Origin of the sequence: Orrella marina (assembly GCF_003058465.1) — a bacterium.
Classification (GTDB): Bacteria; Pseudomonadota; Gammaproteobacteria; order Burkholderiales; family Burkholderiaceae_B; genus Algicoccus; species Algicoccus marinus.
The window spans coordinates 3,587,489-3,609,300 of sequence record NZ_CP028901.1; the positions used below are offsets into that span (position 1 = coordinate 3,587,489).

At 54.9% G+C, this 21,812-nt stretch carries 19 protein-coding genes and 1 pseudogene; 15 read left to right on the forward strand and 5 right to left on the reverse strand.

Annotation, left to right across the window (positions count from 1 at the left end):
* Window positions 1–42: 42 nt before the first annotated feature.
* The 3 genes from DBV39_RS16365 to DBV39_RS16375 form a co-directional block, all read right to left on the reverse strand.
* A complete protein-coding gene (locus DBV39_RS16365; RefSeq protein ID WP_108622452.1) occupies window positions 43–771 on the reverse strand; it encodes an SDR family oxidoreductase in 729 nt (242 codons plus the stop codon).
* Window positions 772–872: 101 nt separating this feature from the next.
* Window positions 873–1,814, reverse strand: coding sequence for a tRNA 2-thiocytidine(32) synthetase TtcA (gene ttcA / locus DBV39_RS16370; protein WP_108622453.1), 942 nt, complete (start codon window positions 1,812–1,814; stop codon window positions 873–875).
* Between the two features lie 14 nt (window positions 1,815–1,828).
* Window positions 1,829–2,197 (reverse strand): dihydroneopterin aldolase, encoded by a 369-nt coding sequence (locus tag DBV39_RS16375; RefSeq protein ID WP_108622454.1) that lies wholly within the window; start codon window positions 2,195–2,197, stop codon window positions 1,829–1,831.
* A gap of 170 nt (window positions 2,198–2,367) precedes the next feature.
* On the opposite strand from DBV39_RS16375, the gene DBV39_RS16380 reads away from it, so the two are divergent.
* The gene (locus DBV39_RS16380) at window positions 2,368–3,360 is read left to right on the forward strand and encodes an NAD(P)/FAD-dependent oxidoreductase (RefSeq protein ID WP_108622455.1); all 993 of its coding nucleotides are present in this window, start codon (window positions 2,368–2,370) and stop codon (window positions 3,358–3,360) included.
* A gap of 418 nt (window positions 3,361–3,778) precedes the next feature.
* Here the strand turns inward: DBV39_RS16380 and mnmH are convergent, their stop codons facing one another.
* Together mnmH and DBV39_RS16395 are read right to left on the reverse strand one after the other, a co-directional pair.
* Entirely contained in the window at window positions 3,779–4,924 is a 1,146-nt protein-coding gene (gene mnmH, locus DBV39_RS16390; protein ID WP_108622457.1) for a tRNA 2-selenouridine(34) synthase MnmH, read from the reverse strand.
* A 7-nt stretch (window positions 4,925–4,931) separates the two neighbouring features.
* Complete coding sequence (locus DBV39_RS16395; RefSeq protein WP_108622458.1) at window positions 4,932–6,713, reverse strand: M61 family metallopeptidase; 1,782 nt, start codon at window positions 6,711–6,713, stop codon at window positions 4,932–4,934.
* Between the two features lie 50 nt (window positions 6,714–6,763).
* On the opposite strand from DBV39_RS16395, the pseudogene DBV39_RS16400 reads away from it, so the two are divergent.
* The 14 genes and pseudogenes from DBV39_RS16400 to DBV39_RS16465 all read left to right on the forward strand — a co-directional run bounded on the left by DBV39_RS16400 (window position 6,764) and on the right by DBV39_RS16465 (window position 21,789).
* Window positions 6,764–7,539, forward strand: a pseudogene (locus DBV39_RS16400) (enoyl-CoA hydratase).
* A gap of 171 nt (window positions 7,540–7,710) precedes the next feature.
* Window positions 7,711–8,181: an ATP synthase subunit I gene (locus DBV39_RS16405; protein WP_108622459.1), complete on the forward strand. Its 471-nt coding sequence runs from the start codon at window positions 7,711–7,713 to the stop codon at window positions 8,179–8,181.
* A gap of 96 nt (window positions 8,182–8,277) precedes the next feature.
* On the forward strand, window positions 8,278–9,159 hold the full coding sequence (atpB, locus tag DBV39_RS16410; RefSeq protein ID WP_108622460.1) for a F0F1 ATP synthase subunit A: 882 nt from the start codon (window positions 8,278–8,280) through the stop codon (window positions 9,157–9,159).
* A gap of 87 nt (window positions 9,160–9,246) precedes the next feature.
* Window positions 9,247–9,486 carry a F0F1 ATP synthase subunit C gene (gene atpE / locus DBV39_RS16415; protein WP_108622461.1) on the forward strand — a complete coding sequence of 80 codons (240 nt, stop codon included), beginning with the start codon at window positions 9,247–9,249 and terminating at the stop codon, window positions 9,484–9,486.
* A gap of 155 nt (window positions 9,487–9,641) precedes the next feature.
* Window positions 9,642–10,112: a F0F1 ATP synthase subunit B gene (locus DBV39_RS16420; protein WP_108622462.1), complete on the forward strand. Its 471-nt coding sequence runs from the start codon at window positions 9,642–9,644 to the stop codon at window positions 10,110–10,112.
* Window positions 10,113–10,126: 14 nt separating this feature from the next.
* Complete coding sequence (locus tag DBV39_RS16425; RefSeq protein WP_108622463.1) at window positions 10,127–10,669, forward strand: F0F1 ATP synthase subunit delta; 543 nt, start codon at window positions 10,127–10,129, stop codon at window positions 10,667–10,669.
* 30 nt (window positions 10,670–10,699) lie between these two features.
* Complete coding sequence (atpA, locus tag DBV39_RS16430) at window positions 10,700–12,241, forward strand: F0F1 ATP synthase subunit alpha (protein ID WP_108622464.1); 1,542 nt, start codon at window positions 10,700–10,702, stop codon at window positions 12,239–12,241.
* Between the two features lie 30 nt (window positions 12,242–12,271).
* Window positions 12,272–13,189, forward strand: a complete 918-nt coding sequence (gene atpG / locus DBV39_RS16435) for a F0F1 ATP synthase subunit gamma (RefSeq protein ID WP_108622465.1) — start codon at window positions 12,272–12,274, stop codon at window positions 13,187–13,189.
* 55 nt (window positions 13,190–13,244) lie between these two features.
* Window positions 13,245–14,645, forward strand: coding sequence for a F0F1 ATP synthase subunit beta (atpD, locus tag DBV39_RS16440; RefSeq protein WP_108622466.1), 1,401 nt, complete (start codon window positions 13,245–13,247; stop codon window positions 14,643–14,645).
* 12 nt (window positions 14,646–14,657) lie between these two features.
* On the forward strand, window positions 14,658–15,083 hold the full coding sequence (locus tag DBV39_RS16445) for a F0F1 ATP synthase subunit epsilon (protein ID WP_108622467.1): 426 nt from the start codon (window positions 14,658–14,660) through the stop codon (window positions 15,081–15,083).
* 78 nt (window positions 15,084–15,161) lie between these two features.
* Entirely contained in the window at window positions 15,162–16,088 is a 927-nt protein-coding gene (locus DBV39_RS16450; RefSeq protein ID WP_108622468.1) for a response regulator, read from the forward strand.
* Window positions 16,089–16,215: 127 nt separating this feature from the next.
* A complete protein-coding gene (hemE, locus tag DBV39_RS16455) occupies window positions 16,216–17,286 on the forward strand; it encodes a uroporphyrinogen decarboxylase (protein WP_108623334.1) in 1,071 nt (356 codons plus the stop codon).
* Between the two features lie 290 nt (window positions 17,287–17,576).
* Window positions 17,577–19,724, forward strand: a complete 2,148-nt coding sequence (locus DBV39_RS16460) for a primosomal protein N' (protein ID WP_108622469.1) — start codon at window positions 17,577–17,579, stop codon at window positions 19,722–19,724.
* Between the two features lie 40 nt (window positions 19,725–19,764).
* Window positions 19,765–21,789 (forward strand): UvrD-helicase domain-containing protein, encoded by a 2,025-nt coding sequence (locus DBV39_RS16465; RefSeq protein WP_108623335.1) that lies wholly within the window; start codon window positions 19,765–19,767, stop codon window positions 21,787–21,789.
* The last annotated feature ends 23 nt before the right edge of the window (window positions 21,790–21,812 follow it).

Here is a 21,812-nt window from a genome sequence, read left to right on the forward strand (position 1 = left end):
GTGGCTATGCCAGCGCGGGAGCGGGTGTCAGATCAGTAATAGTCAGGCTGTGTGCGAAATGCCTGCTGTCATCCCTCCGCAGACATAAAGCACCTGGCCTGTGATGTAACCTGCCCTGTCGTCAATCAGACTCGCTACAGCATGTGCAATGTCCTCAGGCGTGCCCATTCGCTTGACCGGGATTGTTTCCATGATCTGTCTGGTTTTTGGGGAGTCGGGTGGGTTGCCTGAAAGGAAGAGTTCGGTTGCAATAGGCCCTGGCCCGATTGCATTGACTGTGACTCCGTCAGCCGCCGCTTCCATAGCCCATGTCCGTGTCATGCCCAGCATCCCCGCCTTGGTCGCACTGTAGGCGGTGCGTAACTCCTTACCGAGAGATGCGCGACTGGATATGTTCACGACCCGTCCGAATTTTGCCTGACGCATAGCTGGCATCAGTGCCTGGGTCACCAGGATAGGCGCGCGCAGGTTCAGGTCAACCACCGCCTGAAAATCCTCGATACTGGTGTTTTCGAGCGTGGCAGGGCGGATAAATCCTGCATTGTTGACAATTCGGAGTACATCACCACTCTTGACCAATGGCTCAAGCGCTGTCCTGGCCTCTTCTACATTTGTCAGGTCTGCCTTGATCCAGACTTCTCCCGAAACCGGGTTTCGTGGTTCGACCAGGTCAATGTTGATGATCTGGTAACCATCATCTGTCAGCCTTTGCGCGATAGCTCGTCCGATGCCGCCGCTTGCGCCTGTCACGAGTACTTTTCTGGCGTCCATAATCTCGAGGGTTTCCTGTGGTTGATATCGGTTGTCTCAGGAATGATCGTATCTCAGAAGATCACCGATGCGAACTCCAGCAGAGGGTATACCGCTCCAAATCAGTCGTCCTCAGAAAACGCTGTCAGGACAGAGTCGGGGAGCTCAATCTCGGGTTCATCGAACGCGGTATCTCCATCTTCAAATGTATTGCCGTCGGGTTTGAGGCTCTTGAAGTCAAACAGATTCGCATCCATCAGATGTGATGGCACAACATGGGCCAGGGCCTTGAAAGTGTTCCATACCCGCTGCGGAGATTGCCGCTCCCACTGACGCAGCATCTGACTGATCTCCTTTCGCTTGAGGTTCTCCTGGGAGCCACACAGATTGCAGGGAATAATGGGAAACTCCCGGATATCGGCATAGGTCTGCAGGTCAGATTCCTTGACGTAAGCCAGTGGGCGTATGACAGTGTGCCGTCCGTCGTCGGAGACCAGTTTGGGCGGCATTGCCTTAAGCCGCGCGGCAAAGAACAGATTCAGGAAAAACGTACCCAGAATGTCATCACGGTGGTGCCCCAGTGCGATCTTGGTTGCGCCGAGTTCCGATGCGACCCGGTACAGTACGCCGCGCCGTAGCCTGGAGCATAGCGAGCAAGTCGTTTTTCCTTCAGGAATCAACCGCTTGACAATGGAGTAAGTGTCCTGCTCCTCGATATGAAATGGCACATCCAGCGATCTGAGGTAGTCGGGAAGTACATTTTCCGGAAATCCGGGTTGCTTCTGGTCGAGATTCACAGCGATCACGTCGAACCGGATCGGTGCACGATCTCTGAGTTTAAGTAGCAAATCGAGCATACCGTAGGAGTCTTTGCCTCCCGACATGCACACCATGACGCGATCACCCTCCTCGATCATCTGATAGTCGGCGATGGCCTTGCCGGTCTCTCTGAGCAGGCGTTTCTCAAGTTTGTTGGTAGACACCTTGTCCTTGCCTGTGCTTCGATTGCTGCTTCGTTTCAGGTTCCGGGTATCCAGAAACTCAATGGGTTGAACTTGCGTCATTGATTTGCCTTGGTCTAGCAGTCGTGCCTGTTAAGAGTCACTTCGATCGCCACGCCTGCCGAGTCGGCAAATGCGGATGGTTTGGTAATTCTGACGGTCACGCACCGAATGTCATCAAACCGGACCAGGAGTGCATGGGCAACTTTGTCGGTGAGCGTCTCGAGCAGGTTGACGTGACCCCGGGTGCACTCGCGCACGATAATGTCGTGCAATTCACGGTAGTCCAGTACGGAACCAATGTCATGATCGTTGACCTGCTGCGCGATATCGACATCGATTTCTGCATCGACATGGATCGGCTGTGTACTCTTGCGCTCATGGTCGAGAATGCCAATGCTGGCGTCCAGAGCGATTCTGGAAAATACAATTTTTCTGGTGGGCATGGTTGTTTTCAGAGGGGATTTTGGTGGAATTGTATTACCCAACGGTGAGTGTCGGGTTTGAAGAGTCCGTATCGCGAGGAACTTTTGTGAAGCTGGCAGTGTGAGTCGACCTACAATCGGTTCAGGATAAGAGTACGTGAGCCAAAGGGCCATAGAGGGTGAGCCGGAGCATGAGCAAATGGTGGGATGCGATCGTGATTGGGGCCGGGCCAGCCGGAGCGAGTTGTGCCGTCTGGCTCAAACAACTGGGGTTGACCGTGTTGCTGGTCGAATCGGCACCAGAGCCTGGCGGTCTGTTGAGGACCAATTCCTATCTTGATGTCTGGACGGTAACAAGTCCTGATCAGACGGGGCAGGATATGGCCCGCCACCTTGCGAGGCAGATACAGAACGCCGGACTTGAATTGCGCTGCGAGACAAAGGTTCTCAAAGTTGACAGTGATGCTCGTGACAAGCAGGGTGAATCCGGCTTCACCGTCACTTTGTGCTGTGCATCCTCCGATTGCGCTGGTCCAGACGGTTTGCAGGACCGGGTAGGTGGTGCCCATTCCGCGTATGCAGAGTACGCGAGGCACGTCGTGATCGCGTCAGGTGTGCGCGCACGCTCTCCCGCCGGTATTGAGGGCGCCGCCCCGGCGGGCATCCTGGTAGGGCCGGGTCAGCAAGTCATGCAATACCCTTTTCAGGGGCTTTCGGTGGCTGTGCTCGGGGGAGGGGATAACGCGTTCGAGAACTATCTGTATGCCCGTGATCAAGGGGCCCGTAATGTGAAGTTGTTTGCGAGGACGGTGCGTGCCCAGCAGCAGTTTGTCAATCAGGTCCCTGCTGGTGATGTGGTCGCGGGAGACATTGATCTTGACACTCAGGCTCGCACAGTCAATGGTGAGCCATTCGACTGTATTCTGGTTTTTTACGGATGGGAGCCGTGCGCAGATTATATCGGTGCCTTGCCAGTCCAGCGTGATTCGCGCGGCTTCATCCACGTGAGCCCAGAGACAACTGAAACGAGTGTCCCGGGGCTGTATGCGATTGGAGAAGTCACCCAGCGTACGCATCCCTGTGTGCCAACTGCGATGGCGGATGGTGTCATTGCTGCCAAGGCGATTGAAAGACGTATCTCACAAGGAAATTTCATTAGTAACGCCGAAGTACAGGGGAGTTGAACCTGTTCGTCATGCGTAGCATTGCGAGGGTTCAGGTTGAGAGTGCCAGCATGATCGTGCAGCGGGATTGCGATAGCGCCTTCCTGGCAAAGCACGCCACGCAAGACGGGCACAGTCCGTCCCGGCTCGCAAAGGGCCAAAGGGCCAGGCGGTTGCGCAATCGCTACCAGAACGCGCGGGACTGTGCCAGCTTCACGAATCGACAAGCGGGTTGCCTTGCGGCAATCCCACGGTGGCTATTGCGTCAGAGTCGATCGCGCGGCAAAGAAGGTTTGTGCAAGGTCCCGGCCGGGATGCTGTACGTCGCCAGACGGAGAGCCCGGATACCCCTCGCACGCACGCCTTCAGAACCCCCTCTGGCTTTAGCCATGGGGTGGTTCAGGATAAGCAAGGGCCGCGCACATTGTCTTGATTGCCATTAGGTGGGCCGGGAAGAAACCGGGGGCTGAGCCTTCAGAAAATCGATTGCTTCGCTGAGCGTGCCCTCAAAAAGGGTAGGCAAGTTTTTCTGCGCTCGCTGATAGGTGTACATTGGATCATAGTACTCGGTCATCAGCGGTTCTATCCAGCTTGCATGCTGTTCTGATTTGCCTGTCTTTTCCTGGGCTTGCAGGGCGTCCTGGAGTTTTGCTTCAAGCTCTGCATAACGCTGCATTCCAAGGCGCTTGCGAAGGTTATGCAGACTGCGTGCAAGGTGATTCCGGTAGTGCTCAAAACCGGTTTGAGGTCCCAATGCCAGTTCGTAATCCTGACGCAGATTGTCTATGTAGTCACGGCGTATCCGGTTGACCCGATCCTTGAGCTGCCCGGTGACCCATACCATTGACCCGCTCGCGGTTCGCTCCCTGAAGCACTGCGGTATGGCACAACGACCGATCAGATGTGCTTCGTCCTCTACCGCAATCCTGCTGACACCTTTGTCGTGGAGTTTGAGCATGGCAATCGCTAGCTGATTTTCAAAGTCGATCTGCGAGGGCTGTCGCTCGACTCGTCCGCCAAAGCTTGATCCCCGATGCTGGGCCAGTCCTTCCAGGTCGATCGCGTGGTTGATTGCATGGACCACGTCCGTCTTGCCACAACCGGTCAAGCCACCGATCAGTATGAAGTCGGTATCCGCTGAGAGCGTTTCAAGTTGCTGCAGCAGGAACTGGCGCATGGCCTTGTATCCGCCTGTGATGCGCGGAAATTCCACGCCGGCCTCGTGCAGCCAGGTCTGCGCGATCTGGGAGCGCAATCCGCCTCGGAAGCAATACAAGGCACCGCCGGGATGGCGGCGTGCAAATTCAGCCCATGCCCTGACTCGTTCGGCTTTGATCTCGTCGCGTACGAGTTGGTGACCAAGCTCAATGGCGCTTTCCTGGCCAGACTCCTTGTAGCGGATCCCGACCTGATGGCGCTGCTCGTCATCCATCAGGGGGGCATTTTGTGCAGCCGGAAATGCACCTTGAGTGAATTCAATGGGGGCCCTGACATCCAGCAGTGGCACGTCATGCAGAAAGATCTGCTTCAGATCGGTCCGCTGCGGCAAATTGCTGTTCACGACATCCTCAGGCACAAAAGTCATGTTTTGCTCACTTATCAAGCGATATAACGGGCTGGATCTTGCATGCGGTCTTTCCCGGTGGGCTCAAGTCGACCTCAAAGCGCCTGAGAACGCCGTCCCTGAACGCATGGACGGCGACTCTGTCACCGGGATGGTGCATTCCAAGTACCCGTTTAAGCTGGGTGTTGTCGCCTGCCAGTTCGATTTCTGCCAGTGCGACCAGCTTGTCGTGAGCACTGATTCCTGCTCTGTGGGCTGCTCCTCCTTCAAGCACATTGCGAACGACGAACTGTCCATCCTGTGTCTTGAGGGTCAGGTCCAGACCTGGCAGTTCGTCAGTGCTGGTCCACGTCATCTCGTAGCCTGATCTTGCGAGCAGTGCCTCTAGCGGCACATCCTCGGCGCGGTACACCCACTGCCGGATCTCCTGGCTGACGTCAACGCCCGTAGCCTCCTCAATGAGTGGAGCCAGTTCGGATTCGTCCAGCCCGCTGGGTGTCTGTGTGTAGAAGTCGCGCCCATATCGCTTCCACATGGCTCGCATGACGTCATCCAGACTCCGGCTCCGATGACTGCGCTCACGAATGATCAAGTCCAGACCCATCGCTGCCAGTGCACCCTTGGTGTAATAGCTCACGATGGCGTTTGGTGCGTTTTCGTCTTGCTTGTAGTACTTGGTCCAGGCATCAAAACTGCTTTGTGCGAGGCTTTGTTTGAAGCGACCCCCTCCGTTGTGAACCTGGTTGATGCCCTTGCAGATCTGCTTCAGATAGCCCGGAAGGTCCAGAACACCGCTGCGTAACAGCATCAGGTCATCGTAATAGGATGTGAAGCCCTCAAACACCCAGAGCAGGCGGGTGTGGGCAGGGCGGTCGAGCCGGTATGGTACGAACTCAGCAGGCTTGATCCGTTTGACATGCCATGTGTGAAAGTACTCATGGCTCACGAGCCCCAGAAAATCGGTGTACCCGTCCGGTGGAGTATTTTGACCTTTGGTAGGGAGATCTCGGCGTGCAAACATAAGCGCGGTAGACGCCCGGTGCTCAAGTCCGCCATATCCATTGTGTGTGACCATGAGCATAAAGACATATTTCTGCGAACAATCCAGAAAGGGCGGGTGTTGCGTGTCAGGTTCGAACAGCTCGATCTGCGACTCGCAGATCTTGCGAGTGTCTGCAGCAATTCGTTCCAGATCAAGGTTGGGGTAGTGTCCGGTGACTACAAACTCGTGCGCTGCACCGTGGGCTTTGAAGCGGACAACCTGTGGGGTACCAATCTCGAAAGGATGGTCGATCAGTGCGTCATAGTCCGGTGCCAGAAACGAGCCGATCAGCTTTTTGTCTTTCTTGCCGGGCTTCTTGCCGGCTGGCATGCTGGTGTACGCGCGCCAGTTGCTCGCGTGTGGTGGGTGCATGATGGTCAGTGCACACTCACAGTCCTCGAGCCCATGTGGCATCAGGAACAGACTGGTGCCGTTCAGAAAACAGTGGGTGTCGTCAAAGTGGGCCGTGCGAACCGATGAGTCCCAGGCGTAAATCACGATCTCGACCGTGAGTGCCTTGTCGCAGTTCTCAACGATCCACGTGTGGGAGTCCACCTGGCTTACTTCGATGGCAGACTTTCCGCAGAACGCCTTTAACGTTTCGATGTTTTTCGAGAAATCCCGGACCAGGTAACTTCCAGGAATCCAGGCGGGCATGCTCAGAATTTGCCTCTCTCGGTCTGGCGCCTCAATACGCAGTGTTACCTTGAGGCGATGCCCGGCAGGATCAAATGGATCAATCGAGTAATGTAGAGTTTGTCGTTTCACGGTGTTATGTTATGAGCACGAAGCTTTTACAAGAATGAAAGGAGAATCGAATGAGTGAGTCGCTGCTGCTTGAGCGGGTGGAGGGCCGCGTTGCCATTTTGACGCTAAACCGACCTAAGGCTCTCAATGCCCTTAATGACGCATTGATGGATGTTCTGGGTGCTGCATTGCTCAAGTATGACGCTGACGAAAACATCGGCGCAATCGTTTTGACGGGTAGCGAAAAAGCATTCGCCGCTGGCGCTGATATATCGGCCATGCATCAAAAATCATTCACCGAGGTTACCAGAGAGCAGTTTATTTCAAGGAACTGGGAAACGATCCTCAAAGTTCGCAAGCCCGTCATTGCTGCGGTGTCAGGATACGCACTCGGGGCGGGTGTGAGCTCGCGATGATGTGCGACATGATCTTCGCATCGGACACAGCGAAGTTTGGTCAGCCAGAAATCAAACTGGGCATCATTCCAGGCGCAGGAGGAACACAGCGTCTTCCGAGGGCAATCGGAAAGTCCAAGGCAATGGATATGGTTTTGACGGCGAGAATGATGGATGCGCAGGAAGCTGAGCGTGCCGGCCTGGTCTCGAGGGTCATTTCCGCTGACAAGCTCATGGAACAGACGATCGAAGCTGCCACCGTGATCGCATCAATGTCACTACCTGCCGTGATCATGGCAAAAGAGTGTGTCAACCGCGCGTGGGAGTCTTCTCTGGCCGAAGGCGTGCTGGGCGAACGACGTCAGTTCTACTCGTTATTTGCGACCGATGACCAGAAGGAAGGTATGGCCGCCTTCCTTGAAAAACGACAGCCAGACTTTAAACATAGTTAAATCTGGTTACAACTTTTGCTTTCAGTTGCTTTTTCACGCTATACTCTTATGGCTTTGGGGTTTACAGGTAGTGAATTTCCTGTCAATCCTGATAAACCCGCTTAGGGAAAGTTCTGTATCACGCCGAGTTGGACAAGTCCGCCCGGCGTATTTTGTGAGTGACTGGGCATCATGGATTCAAACTTTATGCATGGATTCCCGGTTGAGGGTAAAAGTGAGCCGGTCAGGCTGACTTCGGCCCAGAAAGCACAAATTGCAGCGCGTTCCCGGCGAGGGCTGGCAACGGTTTTGCTGGCACAAGCCGTATCCGGATTCTTGCTTAGTTTGCTCTTGTGGCTGTTTGTGGGGTGGGGAGCCGGTTTGAGTGCCTTGTGCGGCAGTATGAGTTACCTTGCGCCGAACGCTGTTTTCGTGGCGCGTCTGGTGTTGTCAACTTTCAGTGCCAAGGGGTCGGGTCCGATTATGTTCCTGCTCGGTAACGGACTGAAAGTCGTAGTCGCAATTGCCCTGCTCTGGGCCTTGTCCAGAGTGGACGGCGAGTGGGTTAACTGGCTTGCAGTCGTTGCGGGTCTGGTTGTGACGCTCAAGGGTTATTGGGTGGCTGTCTTGCTTACGGGCGGACGGGTCACCAAGCTAATGTAGAGGGTAGGCCGGATTTTTTACGTCCGGTTTGCGATGGGTCAAGCATTGCTGCGGATCTCAGGGTCTGTAGTGGTTTAACGAATAGAAAGGGTTTGCATGGCTGCCGCTGGTGACGTCTCCCCCCAGTCCTATTACATCCAGCACCATCTGGTGAATAACAACAACATTGGTGGACCACAACAGTTCATCGCGGACTTCAGTGTCATTAACTATGACTCGATGTTCTGGTCGTTGTTGATGGGTCTGATTGCTGTCTATTTCATGTGGCGCGGTGCGCGCCGTGCAACGGCCGGTGTCCCGGGAAAATGGCAGGCCGCTGTAGAGTTGCTTGTTGATATGGTTGACCAGCAAGCGCGCAGCATTGTTCCCAATGAGGAAAGTCGCAAGTTTATTTCTCCGCTGGCGCTGACTGTGTTTATCTGGATCGTGTTGATGAATGCACTGGATCTCGTTCCTGTGGATTTGATGCCCTGGATCTGGAAGACGACCGGGCTCGGTGCGCAAGTGGGTGACCCGCTTTACTATCACAAGATTCTGCCAACGGCGGATCTGAACGTGCCGCTTGGTATGGCCTTTGGTGTGTTGCTTCTGATGTTCTACTATGGCATCAAGATCAAGCACTTCGGCGGATTCGTGAAGGAACTGTTTACGGCTCCATTTCATGCGAACGGTTTTGCCGCAATTTTGCTGGCCCCTGCCAACTTTCTCCTGAACCTGGTCGAATATGCGGCGAAGTCAGTGTCCATGGGGATGCGACTGTTCGGAAACATGTTTGCTGGTGAACTGATTTTCATGCTGGTTGCCTTGCTTGGTGGCGCATTCACCGGATTCAATGGATCCAGCCTTGCGCTCGGCCTCGGTCACATTCTGGCTGGTTCAATCTGGGCAATCTTCCATATTTTGATTGTTTTGTTGCAAGGGTTCATCTTCATGATGCTGACGCTGGTTTACCTCGGCCAGGCGCATGAAGGGCACTGACGGCAGAAAGACATAACAGTCGATCTGTTTTAACGAGTAGTACCACTTTTAACTTTGATTTTTTGAGACACTAACCAAGGAGTTGTCATGACCAACGTCGCTTTCGTTGCTCTCGCTTGCGCTTTCATTATCGGTCTGGGTGCTATTGGTGCCTGCATCGGTATCGCTATGATGGGCGGCAAGTACCTGGAAGCTTCGGCACGTCAGCCTGAACTGATGAACGCACTGCAGACCAAGATGTTCCTGTTGGCCGGTCTGATCGATGCTGCGTTCCTGATCGGTGTTGGTATCGCCATGTTGTTCGCTTTCGCCAATCCTTTCGTCTGATTGAATAGTGTCTCTCCTGCGCTCTTACGGGAGCGCAGAACACTCACCGCCTGCTGTTGAGTCTGTTGTTTTATGACAGACCGATTGTGGGACATTCAGTCTAGTCAAGTGCTCCTCCACAAGGCGGACACTTCAGATGTGATAGGAAAACGACCGTGAATCTGAATGCGACTCTCTTCTTTCAGATGATCGTTTTTTTCGTGCTGGGTTGGGTCACGATGAAGTTCGTGTGGCCGCCTATTACGAAGGCGATCGAAGAGCGCCGGCAGAAAATTGCCGAGGGTCTGGCTGCCGCTGATAAAGGCAAGTCTGATCTTGCTCAAACCAAGGCCAGAATTGCAGCCATGGAAGAATCGGCCAAGTCCGATCTGCATGTGCGAGTGACTGAAGCCGAAAAGCACGGCGCTCATATCGTCGAGCAGGCTCGTGCTGAAGCTGAAAGCGAACGCGCACGCATTGTTGAGCAGGCCCGTCAGGAAGCTGCTCAGGAAATGCAACGTGCTCGCGAATCGCTGCGCAACGAGGTGGCCGACCTCGCCGTCCAGGGTGCTGGCCGGATTCTGCAGCGTGAAGTTGACGCGAAGGCCCACGCTGAGCTGCTTGCTCAGTTGAAGGCACAGCTTTAATAGGCAGGCAAAACATGGCAGAGATTTCCACAGTTGCTCGTCCTTATGCGGAAGCCCTGTTTGCTGCAGTCAAGGCAGATGCGGCGGCGACCAAGGCGTGTGTAGAAGAATTGCGTGTGTTGACGGAACTCATGTCGATGGAGGACGTACGTATTGCGTTGTCCGATCCACGACTTGAGGATGATCAGCGCATCGAAATTTTGAACGCTCTGCTGCAGAACCAGCAGCTTTCGTCACAGATGCACAACTTTGTGCGCCTTCTGGTCGAGAACGACCGGTTGCTTCTGTTGCCAGTGATCACCGAACAGTTCGAGTCCTTGAAGGACGCGGCAGAAGGTGTCGCGCAGGCTCAGATCACCAGTGCGTTTCCGCTTGATGACAATCAGGTTGCCGATCTGGTTCAGATGCTTGAGCCCAAGTTCAATATCAAACTAAAACCGCACGTCACGGTCGATCCTTCCCTCATTGGCGGGATACGGGTGATCGTAGGTGATCACGTGCTCGACACATCAGTACAAGCGCAGCTTAACCGCATGCGTGATGCGCTGGTGGCTTGACGCCAGCAAAAAGAATTCAGGAGCCTGAACATGCAACTCAATCCCTCAGAGATCAGTGAACTACTAAAAAGCCGTATCGAGGGTCTTGGTGCCTCGACCGATGTTCGTTCCCAGGGAACGGTGGTGTCGGTGTCCGACGGTATTACTCGTGTCCACGGTCTTTCCGACGTGATGCAGGGCGAAATGCTTGAGTTTCCGAACAATGTTTTCGGTCTCGCATTGAACCTGGAGCGTGACTCGGTGGGCGCCGTGATTCTCGGTGACTATACCAACGTGTCTGAGGGTGATGCCGTCAAGACAACCGGTCGAATCCTTGAAGTGCCTGTTGGCCCCGAGTTGCTTGGCCGCGTGGTCAACGCACTGGGCGTGCCAATCGACGGAAAAGGCCCGATCAACGCAAAAGAAACAGACATTATTGAGAAAGTGGCGCCTGGCGTGATCGCCCGTCAATCCGTTTCCCAGCCGCTTCAGACTGGTATCAAGGCGATTGACTCGATGGTTCCAATTGGTCGCGGCCAGCGTGAACTGATCATCGGTGATCGTCAGACTGGTAAGACGGCTGTTGCGGTTGATGCGATCATTAACCAGAAGGGCAAAGACGTCAAGTGCGTTTATGTTGCGATCGGTCAGAAGGCTTCCACAATCAATAACGTCGTGCGCAAGCTCGAAGAGCACGGCGCGCTGGAGTACACGATTGTTGTCGCAGCTGCAGCATCTGACTCCGCTGCAATGCAGTATCTGTCAGCCTATGCAGGTTGCACCATGGGCGAATACTTCCGTGACCGTGGTCAGGACGCACTGATCGTTTATGACGATCTCACCAAGCAGGCCTGGGCCTATCGCCAGGTTTCACTGCTTTTGCGCCGTCCTCCGGGCCGTGAAGCGTATCCTGGTGACGTTTTCTACCTGCACTCACGTCTGCTTGAGCGTGCTGCACGCGTGAACACTGACTATGTCGAGAAGTTCACGAACGGCGAAGTCAAGGGTCAAACCGGATCGCTGACCGCATTGCCGATCATCGAAACCCAGGCGGGTGACGTGTCTGCATTCGTTCCGACCAACGTGATCTCGATTACCGACGGCCAGATATTCCTGGAGACCGATCTGTTCAACGCAGGTGTTCGTCCAGCTATCAACGCAGGTATCTCGGTGTCTCGTGTGGGTGGTTCTGCTCAGACCAAGATCGTCAAGAAGCTTTCTGGCGGTATTCGTACCGACCTCGCGCAGTATCGTGAACTGGCTGCCTTTGCCCAGTTTGCATCCGATCTGGATGACGCAACTCGCCGTCAGCTTGAGCGCGGAAAGCGCGTTGTTGAGTTGTTGAAGCAGCCACAGTACCAGCCACTGCAAGTTTGGGAGCTTGGTGTCGTGCTGTTCGCGGTCAACAACGGTTATCTTGATGATGTCGACGTCGGCCAGGTCCTTTCATTTGAGAAAGGGCTGAAGGATCACCTCAAGGCCAAACACGCCGGGTTTATCGAGCGTGTCGAATCCAGCAAGGAGCTGTCCAAGGACGACGAAGCCGAACTGGTTGCTGCACTGCAGGAATTCAAGAAACACGGCGCGTACTGATCCGTCTGATCCACTGAATCGGGAACCAAGATGGCAGGAATTAAGGAAATTCGTACCAAGATCAAGAGCGTGCAGAACACGCGAAAGATCACCAAGGCCATGGAGATGGTGGCTGCATCCAAGATGCGCAAGGCGCAGGAACGCATGCGTGCGGGCCGGCCGTATGCTGTCAAGGTGCGCAACATGGCTGCGCATCTCATGCAGGCGAATCCGGAATACAGCCACCCGTACCTCAATGAACGTGAAGAGCTCAAAGCGGTTGGTGTGGTGGTTGTCACGACCGACAAGGGACTCTGCGGTGGCTTGAACACCAATATCATGCGTCTCTTGTTGGGTCGCTACAAGGAGTTCCAGGAGAAAGACGTCAAGATGCAGTTCACGGCGCTTGGAAACAAGGGTCTGGGCACGCTAACACGCCTAGGCGCAAAGATTGTCTCTCAGGAAGTCGGGTTGGGCGACAAGCCAGAACTGGACCGTTTGATCGGTGCGATCAAGGTGCAGATGGATGACTTTGAAGAAGGTCGCGTCGACGCGGTATATCTTGCAACCAGCCGTTTCGTCAACACGATGCGACAGGAACCGGTGTTCTTCCGTCTGCTGCCGCTGCCAGGGAAGCTTCAGGACCCTTACAGCGCGTTCGAACACCCTCTCGAGGGTGTCGATCAAGGTGAAGAGACCAAGGCAAGTTATAGCTGGGACTACATCTACGAGCCCGATCCCAAGTCCGTGATCGATGAATTGCTCAAGCGTTATGTGGAAGGTGTGGTCTATCAGGCGGTAGCGGAGAACATGGCTTCCGAGCAATCAGCCCGGATGGTTGCCATGAAGGCCGCATCGGACAACGCCAAGAAAGTGATTGGTGAATTGCAGCTGGTCTACAACAAGACGCGTCAGGCCGCGATTACCAAGGAAATTTCGGAAATTGTGGGAGGCGCAGCAGCCGTCTGATAGTACAGACTGTCTGCAAGCCAGCCCTTTACAAGTTATCGAGTAAGGAAATCAAATGAGCAACGGAACCATCGTTCAGTGTATCGGTGCCGTGGTGGATATTCAGTTCCCCCGCGATCAAATGCCCCACATCTACGAAGCGCTTACCCTGCAGGACGACTCGAGTTCTTTCGCCGAGAAAGGTCTGACGTTTGAGGTTCAGCAGCAGCTTGGCGACGGTGTGGTGCGCACAATTGCGCTGGGTTCTAGCGACGGTTTGCGTCGCGGTATGGAGGTCGGCAAGACCGGTGCCCCGATCTCTGTCCCGGTTGGTACTGGAACGCTTGGTCGCATCATGGACGTGCTTGGTCGCCCGATTGATGAGGCAGGCCCGATTCAGTGTGAAGAAACGCGTGCCATTCACCAGGCTGCCCCGAAGTTTGACGAACTGTCGCCATCGGTCGAGTTGCTTGAAACCGGTATCAAAGTGATTGACCTCGTATGCCCGTTTGCCAAGGGTGGTAAGGTAGGTCTGTTCGGCGGTGCTGGTGTCGGTAAAACCGTGAACATGATGGAATTGATCAACAACATCGCCAAACAGCACAGCGGTCTTTCCGTGTTTGCAGGGGTTGGTGAGCGTACCCGTGAAGGGAACGATTTTTACCATGAAATGGAAGAATCGAACGTTCTGGACAAGGTTGCGATGGTGTTCGGTCAGATGAACGAGCCCCCGGGTAACCGTCTGCGCGTGGCATTGACCGGGCTGACGATGGCCGAGAAGTTCCGTGACGAAGGGCGAGACATCCTGTTCTTCGTTGACAATATCTACCGTTACACTCTGGCTGGTACCGAAGTTTCGGCGCTGCTCGGTCGTATGCCATCAGCTGTGGGCTATCAGCCGACACTTGCTGAGGAGATGGGTGTTCTGCAGGAGCGGATCACGTCGACCAAGACCGGTTCGATCACCTCGATTCAGGCCGTGTATGTGCCTGCAGACGACCTGACTGACCCCTCGCCAGCAACCACCTTCCAGCACCTGGATTCGACGGTTGTGCTTTCGCGTGACATTGCTGCGCTTGGTATCTATCCCGCGGTTGATCCGCTCGATTCGACGAGCCGTCAGCTTGACCCTCACGTTGTGGGTGAAGAGCACTATGCTGTGGCGCGAGGCGTTCAGCAGACCCTCCAGCGCTACAAGGAATTGCGTGACATCATTGCGATTCTGGGAATGGATGAACTCTCTCCCGAAGACAAGCAAGCCGTTGCACGTGCCCGCAAGATCCAGCGTTTCTTGTCTCAGCCGTTCCACGTCGCTGAAGTCTTTACCGGATCGCCTGGCAAGTACGTTCCGCTCTCGGAAACCATTCGTGGTTTCAAGATGATCGTTGATGGCGAGTGCGATGCCCTGCCCGAGCAGGCGTTCTACATGGTCGGTTCGATCGACGAAGCATTCGAGAAAGCCAAGACCCTTCAATAAGGGGAATTGAGTATGAGCACAATTAAAGTGGATGTCGTCAGTGCTGAACAGTCCCTGTTTCAGGGCAACGCAAAGTTTGTTGCGCTGCCCGGAGAAGCAGGTGAGCTTGGCGTACTGCCCGGCCACACTCCGCTGATTACCCGCATTCGTCCAGGTACGGTCAAGATTGTCCTGGAAGACGGTTCAGAAGAGTCGATTTTTGTGGCGGGCGGTCTGCTTGAAATTCAGCCTGGCCATGTCACGGTACTTTCTGACACGGCAATTCGTGAAGATGATCTGGATGAGGCCAAGGCTATTGAGGCTCGTCGTCGTGCCGAGGAAAGTCTCGGTAAGGTGAAAGACAAGGCTGAACTGGCTGTTGTCCAGGCGGAACTCGAGATGCTTGCAGCGCAGGCAACAGCTGCTCGCAAACTGAGAGCGAACAAGAGTACGCATTAAGATTGCGTGAACTCCGAATAGGCAGGAAGCCCTTGAGCGGATACGCTTGAGGGCTTTTCTGTTTCTGGAGTTCTTCTCATGCGTCAGCAAGTCGATCTTGCAGTCCTTCACGTGCAACTCAACCGGGACTGGTTTGAGTCACAACTCTCGAGCGTACAGCCAGCGCTTACACGCATTGTCTGCCATGAGTTGCCATGGGAGCGTGATGGCGAATTTCCGCCTCCCAAATCGGATTCGCTCAATGTCTCTCTCAGGACAGATCTTCTCTACCACGCAGCCGTGCGCTTGCGCCGATATGACGCCTTGCTTATGCCTGTTTCGATGGAGACACTTGCCTGGACGCGGCGGCTGCTTGCATCAATTCCACGCGGCCCGAGTATTCCGGTAATTGGTGTGCTACTGAACGTGCAGCCTGCCGGGATGGTGGATCTGCTTGAGCTCGGCATGATTGACTTTGTTCAGACTCCCATCAATGTAGGGGAGTTGCGTGCAAGGATCCTGTGCGCTGTATCCAGGGCCCCCAGAAGGATGGTCTTGCGCGATCGCATTATGGGTACAGGGGAACGCTACGAAGACTATACGCGCTTACGGCGTGCCCTGGCGCTTGAGCGTCCTTGGTGCGCAAGTCGCTACAGTGCGCAGGAAGCAGTCAGTCCACAGCTTTCAGTCCCTCAGGAAGGGCGCAGTATCTGGGGGCCAAAAGACCAGTCGCTGGGGCAAGGGTGGTCGTGCACTCCACAGTTGCATGATAGCCATCAGGTTGCCGAAGACCTGCCAATTGTCGAGCGTCTGCGCAGAGTTCTCGAGAATCGCTATCAAACATTTGGTGAAGTGAAAGCGCAACTTATCTCGGAATTTGAGTCGCAGTACGTCAAGGACGCACTTGCTATGCAGAACGGAAATGTTGCACGTGCCGCAGCAGCCTCGGGTAAGAATCGCCGCGCGTTCTGGGAAATCATGCGCAAGCACAAGATTGATGCCAAGACATATCGGGACGTTAGCTAAGGCAACGGGCTGCGGCGATGTTCATCGAGGAAGGCATAGTTAGCAGTGCACTCGGTAGATGGGTACAATCTTGGGTCAGCCTAACAGATTGATATGAACAGTGACCACTACAGAACAACTCTCGCGCTTGTCTCCTCTGAAAAATGATGTCTTCCTGCGAGCGCTAAAGCGCCAGCCAGTTCCGTATACGCCGGTCTGGCTGATGCGGCAGGCCGGTCGCTATTTGCCTGAGTATCGTGCAACGCGCTCGAGAGCCGGGTCTTTCATGGGTCTCGCGCAGAGTCCTGAATGGGCGACTGAGGTAACGCTCCAGCCTCTGGAGCGCTTTTCGCTCGATGCCGCTATATTGTTTTCAGACATTCTGACAGTGCCTGATGCGATGGGTCTGGGATTGTCGTTTGTGCAGGGGGAGGGGCCGCGGTTTGCGACGCCTCTTCGTGACGAGGCGCAGGTCAAAGCCTTGACTGTGCCAGACATGAGCAAATTGCAGTATGTATTTGATGCGGTCAAGATGATCAGGCGCTCACTCGACGGACGGGTTCCGTTAATCGGTTTCGCTGGGAGTCCTTTCACCATCGCCTGTTACATGATCGAAGGGCAGGGCACGCGTGAGTATCGTCAGATCAAAACCATGATGTACGCAAGGCCTGACTTGTTGCACCATATACTCGACATCAACGCACGTGCAACGATCGACTACCTGAACGCACAGATTGAGTCGGGTGCCCAGGCCGTAATGGTGTTCGATAGTTGGGGTGGCGTCCTGCCCGATGGCATGTACCAGCAATTCTCCCTTGAGTACATGCGCAGGGTTGTTGCAGGTCTTGCGTTAGGTGAGGGCGAGCGCCGGATCCCGGTCATTCTCTTCACAAAAGGTGGTGGTCTTTGGCTGGATCAGATTGCAAGTACAGGATGCGATGCACTTGGCGTGGACTGGACGGTCAATCTGGCTGTTGCCAGAAAGCAGACCAGTGACCAAGTTGCGTTGCAGGGCAATCTGGATCCCATGTCACTTTTTGCACCCGAAAGCGCGGTTCGGGCTGAAGTCAGACGACTCCTGGATTCGTTCGGAGACGTCGGGGAAGGTGGTCACGTGTTCAATCTTGGGCATGGCATTTCACAGTTCACTCCACCCGAAGTGGTTGCGGCGCTTGTTGATGAAGTTCACCAGTACAGCCCTCGATACCACAAATATTGAACGAGAAGGACGGTTCAGAAGGTTTTTTTTCTGAGTTGTGCACAGTTGGTCCCGGTATTCAGGTTATCCCTCATTTCAATAAGTTTCTGGCGAAATGTTTTCTATAAGGCATTGAAATAAAAAGAATTGTATCCGCTTTTTAATGCTTGTCTCATGGTGCACTCTACCTTGACAGCGGATTTGAACAGGAATTCAACAGTGTTTTCCCCAAAGTTATCCACAGGCGGTCCAGGGGCATGAAAGTCACTACAGGCCAGTCAATTAGCCGGACTCTCGAGAAATCACTTTAAATGGAAGGCGAAATCGGAGCAGACTCACTCCCGACAACCGGAGCAGAGAATCAGTACCTGTTCTGGGCTAAGGTAGCCCTTGACGTGCCCATTGGTGATCTGTTCGAGTATGAGGTTCGTGTCCGCTGTGAACCAGGGCAAAGGGTGATTGTTCCATTTGGTCAGAGAACCTTGATAGGTGTTGTTGTTTCTGTTCATGATGAGCCTTCCATGGCCTCTGATCAGGTCCGGCCCGTCATGGAAGTGCTTGATGATTTGCCGGTGCTATCGACGAGATGGCTGGCGATGGCCAGTTTTGCTGCACGCTACTATCACCGTACCCTCGGAGAGGTGATATTGCCAGCCATACCTGTCACGCTGCGTAAACCCGCGTCTTACCTGGACAACCCCCCGGAAAAACGTCCCGTCGCGCGACTAAGAAAACGGCTCGCCAAGTTGTCAAAGCAGTCCTCTGTCCTGGGGACGATCGTAGCCGAGTCGACTGACACCAGTGTCAGCAACGCGATTGTAGAACGCGAGCTCACCCATGATCAGAGACAAGCTGTTGAGGCGATTGATGCTGCAAACGGCTTTCAGACCTTTCTGCTTTTCGGGGTCACAGGGGCAGGCAAGACAGAGGTGTATCTGCAGGCAGCGATTCATGTCCTTCGGCGTGGAGGATCTGTCCTGTTCCTGGTCCCAGAGATCAATTTGACACCGCAATTTGCGGCAGCTCTGGGCCAGCGGTTGCAGGACGTAGTGGATGCTCATGAGGTTGCGCTCATGCATAGCGGTCTGTCAGATGGACAGCGCTCGGCAAGCTGGCTTGCAATCCTTGAAGGTCAGGCCAGGGTGGTGCTGGGTACTCGTCTGGCGATCTTTGCGCCCCTTCCGCGAGTGGACCTCATCGTTGTGGATGAGGAGCATGACGCCTCGTACAAGCAGCAGGAAGGATTGCGTTACTCTGCGCGCGACCTGGCGGTCTGGCGTGCGCACCAGCACAGGTGTCCCGTGATTCTCGGCTCTGCGACCCCTTCGCTTGAGTCCTGGTGGCATGCGCAGCGCGGCCGCTATCATCGGCTGAATCTGACAGAGCGAGCGCTGACCGTACCGCTGCCGTCCGTTCGACTCGTTGATACGCGAAGATTGCAACTCGAACAAGGCATCTCGCCCCAGGTCAGTGAGGCGATGCGAGAGACACTCGAGGGCGGACAGCAGGTGCTGGTGTACCTGAATCGACGTGGTTATGCTCCGGTTCTGCACTGTCAGAGTTGTGGATGGCTGACTCAGTGCCAGCATTGCAGCGTATTCACTGTGCTACACAAGGCAGCCGGCAAGATGCGTCTGCATTGCCACCACTGCGGTGTGCAGCGACAGGTCCCGCGTGCCTGCCCGGAGTGTGGTGACCAGGATTTGCAACCAATGGGCAGAGGAACCCAGCGGCTGGAGGAATTCCTGCAAACGCTGTTCCCGGATCGCACGATCTTGCGTATTGATGCAGACAGCACGCGCACCAAAGGGTCTGCTCAGAAGCTGTTTGATCATGTCCATTCGGGAAAGGTTGACATTCTGGTTGGTACGCAGATGGTGTCCAAAGGTCATGACTTCAGGAACCTCGGTCTGGTTGTTGTACTCAATTCGGACGCAGCACTCTTCTCCCAGGATTTTCGGGCGCCGGAAAGACTGTTTGCACAGCTGGTTCAGGTCTCCGGCCGAGCCGGTCGACATACCGGAGAGGGCAAAGTGATCGTGCAGACTGACTATCCCGAACAGTCGGTTTATCAGGCTTTGATACGGCATGATTACGAGGGTTTTGCGCGGTCTCAGATCGCCGAGCGGGAGCAAGCCGGGTTACCCCCTTTCAGTTTTCAGGCCTTGATGACTGCACAGGCAAAGGAGCTCCCGGTTGCCGTTTCTTTCCTGGAGCAAGCCAGAGAGAGTGCGCAGACGTGGCTGGCATCGAGTGAAGTTGACTGCGTCATGCTTTATGACGTTGTGCCGTTGCGGGTGGTACGAGTGGCAGGACAATGTCGTGCGCAGCTGTTGATCGAATCGTCATCACGGGTCATGCTACAGCGGCTACTGAGCGAATGGCTGCCAGAGCTGGGCTCAAGGTTTGGTGCTGCGGGTCTGCGGTGGCAAATTGAAGTCGATCCACTTGAAATTTGAAGGCGAGCATCTTGAAACGTGAGGGTTTGTTTTGATTCCATTGAATCGGGCGCAGGAAGAAGCCGTTCACTACCTTGACGGACCATGTCTGGTGCTGGCGGGGGCAGGGTCTGGCAAGACTCGAGTGATCACACGCAAAATTGCCTACCTGATTCAGGAGTGCGGATATTCGGCGCGCCACATCTACGCGCTGACCTTCACCAACAAAGCAGCAGCCGAGATGGCTCATCGCCTTGAATCCTTGCTCGGTCGCAGCGCAAGCCGAGGTCTCACAATCTCCACATTCCATTCGCTCGGCGTGCGATTTTTGAGGGAAGAAGCCCAGGCACTGGGACTCAAGCGTGGCTTTTCCATTCTGGACGGCCAGGATGCCATGGGGCTCATCCAGGCCATTGTCCAGACGACAGACCGTGCCCGTCTCAAACATCTGCAGCAGGTGATCTCACTCTGGAAGAATGCCGCAGTGGATCCGGATCAGGCGGCAGTGCTTGCCCAGAAGTCTGGTGAGATTGATGCCTCCCGGGTGTATTACAGTTATCAGGCAACACTCAAGGCTTATCAGGCAGTCGATTTCGATGATTTGATACTGCTACCGTTACGCTTGTTGTCGGAGAATCAAGAGGTCCGTGCGCGCTGGCAGTCAAGAGTGCGATACCTGCTTGTCGATGAATACCAGGACACGAATGCGTGTCAGTACCAGTTGCTACGCGAGCTGACTGGGCCGCGTTCGATGTTCACAGCCGTGGGTGATGATGACCAGGCGATTTACGGCTGGCGCGGTGCAACTGTTGAGAATCTCGCCAGATTACGCGAAGACTATCCCGACCTGCATCTGATCAAGCTGGAGCAGAATTACCGCTCAAGCCAGACAATTCTTGCAGCGGCTAACCGTGTCATCGAAGCCAATCCAAAGCTTTTTGACAAGCGGCTCTGGTCTGAGCACGGCGTGGGTGATCCGATCACGGTTACCCGAATGGACAATGACCAGATGGAGGCTCAGTCCGTTGCTGTGCGGCTATCGGCGGCCCGGTTCGAGAAGCAGGCAAAGTGGCAGGATTTTGCGATCTTGTATCGAAGTAACCAGCAGGCACGAGTGATTGAGCAAGCGCTACGGGATCTTCGTATCCCATACACGGTTTCCGGAGGCCAAAGCTTTTTTGAGAAGCAGGAGATACGGGACGTGCTTGCTTATCTTCGGCTGATTGCCAACGATGACGACGACCCGGCGTTCATTCGTGCCGCTACCACACCTCGACGTGGAATCGGTCAGGCGAGTCTGCATGCCTTGGGAGAGTACGCCGGTCAGCATCAAGTGAGTCTGATGCAGGCGGCGCAAAGTGACAGTCTTGGCCAGATATTGCAGCCAAAGCAGCTCGATGCGGTTCAGGGATTTGTCCATTTCATCCGGATATTTCAGACGCGGGCTGACAAGCCAGGTCATATAGAGCCCGTGGACAAGCTGCTCGATGAGCTGCTGGCAAATGTCGGGTACGAGAACCATCTGTTCGATACTGCGTCAGATGACCGTTCGGCTCAGTCAAAATGGCAGAATGTGCTGGATCTGGTGGACTGGCTAAAGAGTAAGGCGCAGGAGCGGGATCACGGTCTGGCAGGACTGGTGCAACACGTGGCGCTGGTCACGATGCTGGATCGGCAGCAGGACGAGGACCCCGATGCGGTCAAACTGTCCACATTGCACGCATCCAAAGGTCTGGAGTTTCCGCATGTCTATCTCGTCGGAGTCGAGGAGGGCTTGCTGCCACATCTGGGCAGGGAGGACGATCTGACGGTTGATGATGATGTTCAGGCACTGGCCAATCGCATCCAGGAAGAGCGGCGGTTGATGTATGTAGGAATCACCCGGGCGCAGCGTAGTCTGCATCTGACGTGGTGTTCCCGTCGACGCCGAGCTCGCCAGGACCGGGTCTGCGAACTGTCACGGTTCGTGGCGGAAATGGGTCTTGTGTCTAACAAGACGGTTGAAGATCCGGCGAACGGGCTCTCTCCGGCGAAACGGCTGGACATGCTCAAAGATCTGCTGGCCAGCAAGAAAAAAGCGGTTTGACCGGTTCGATAGACGAACAGGCG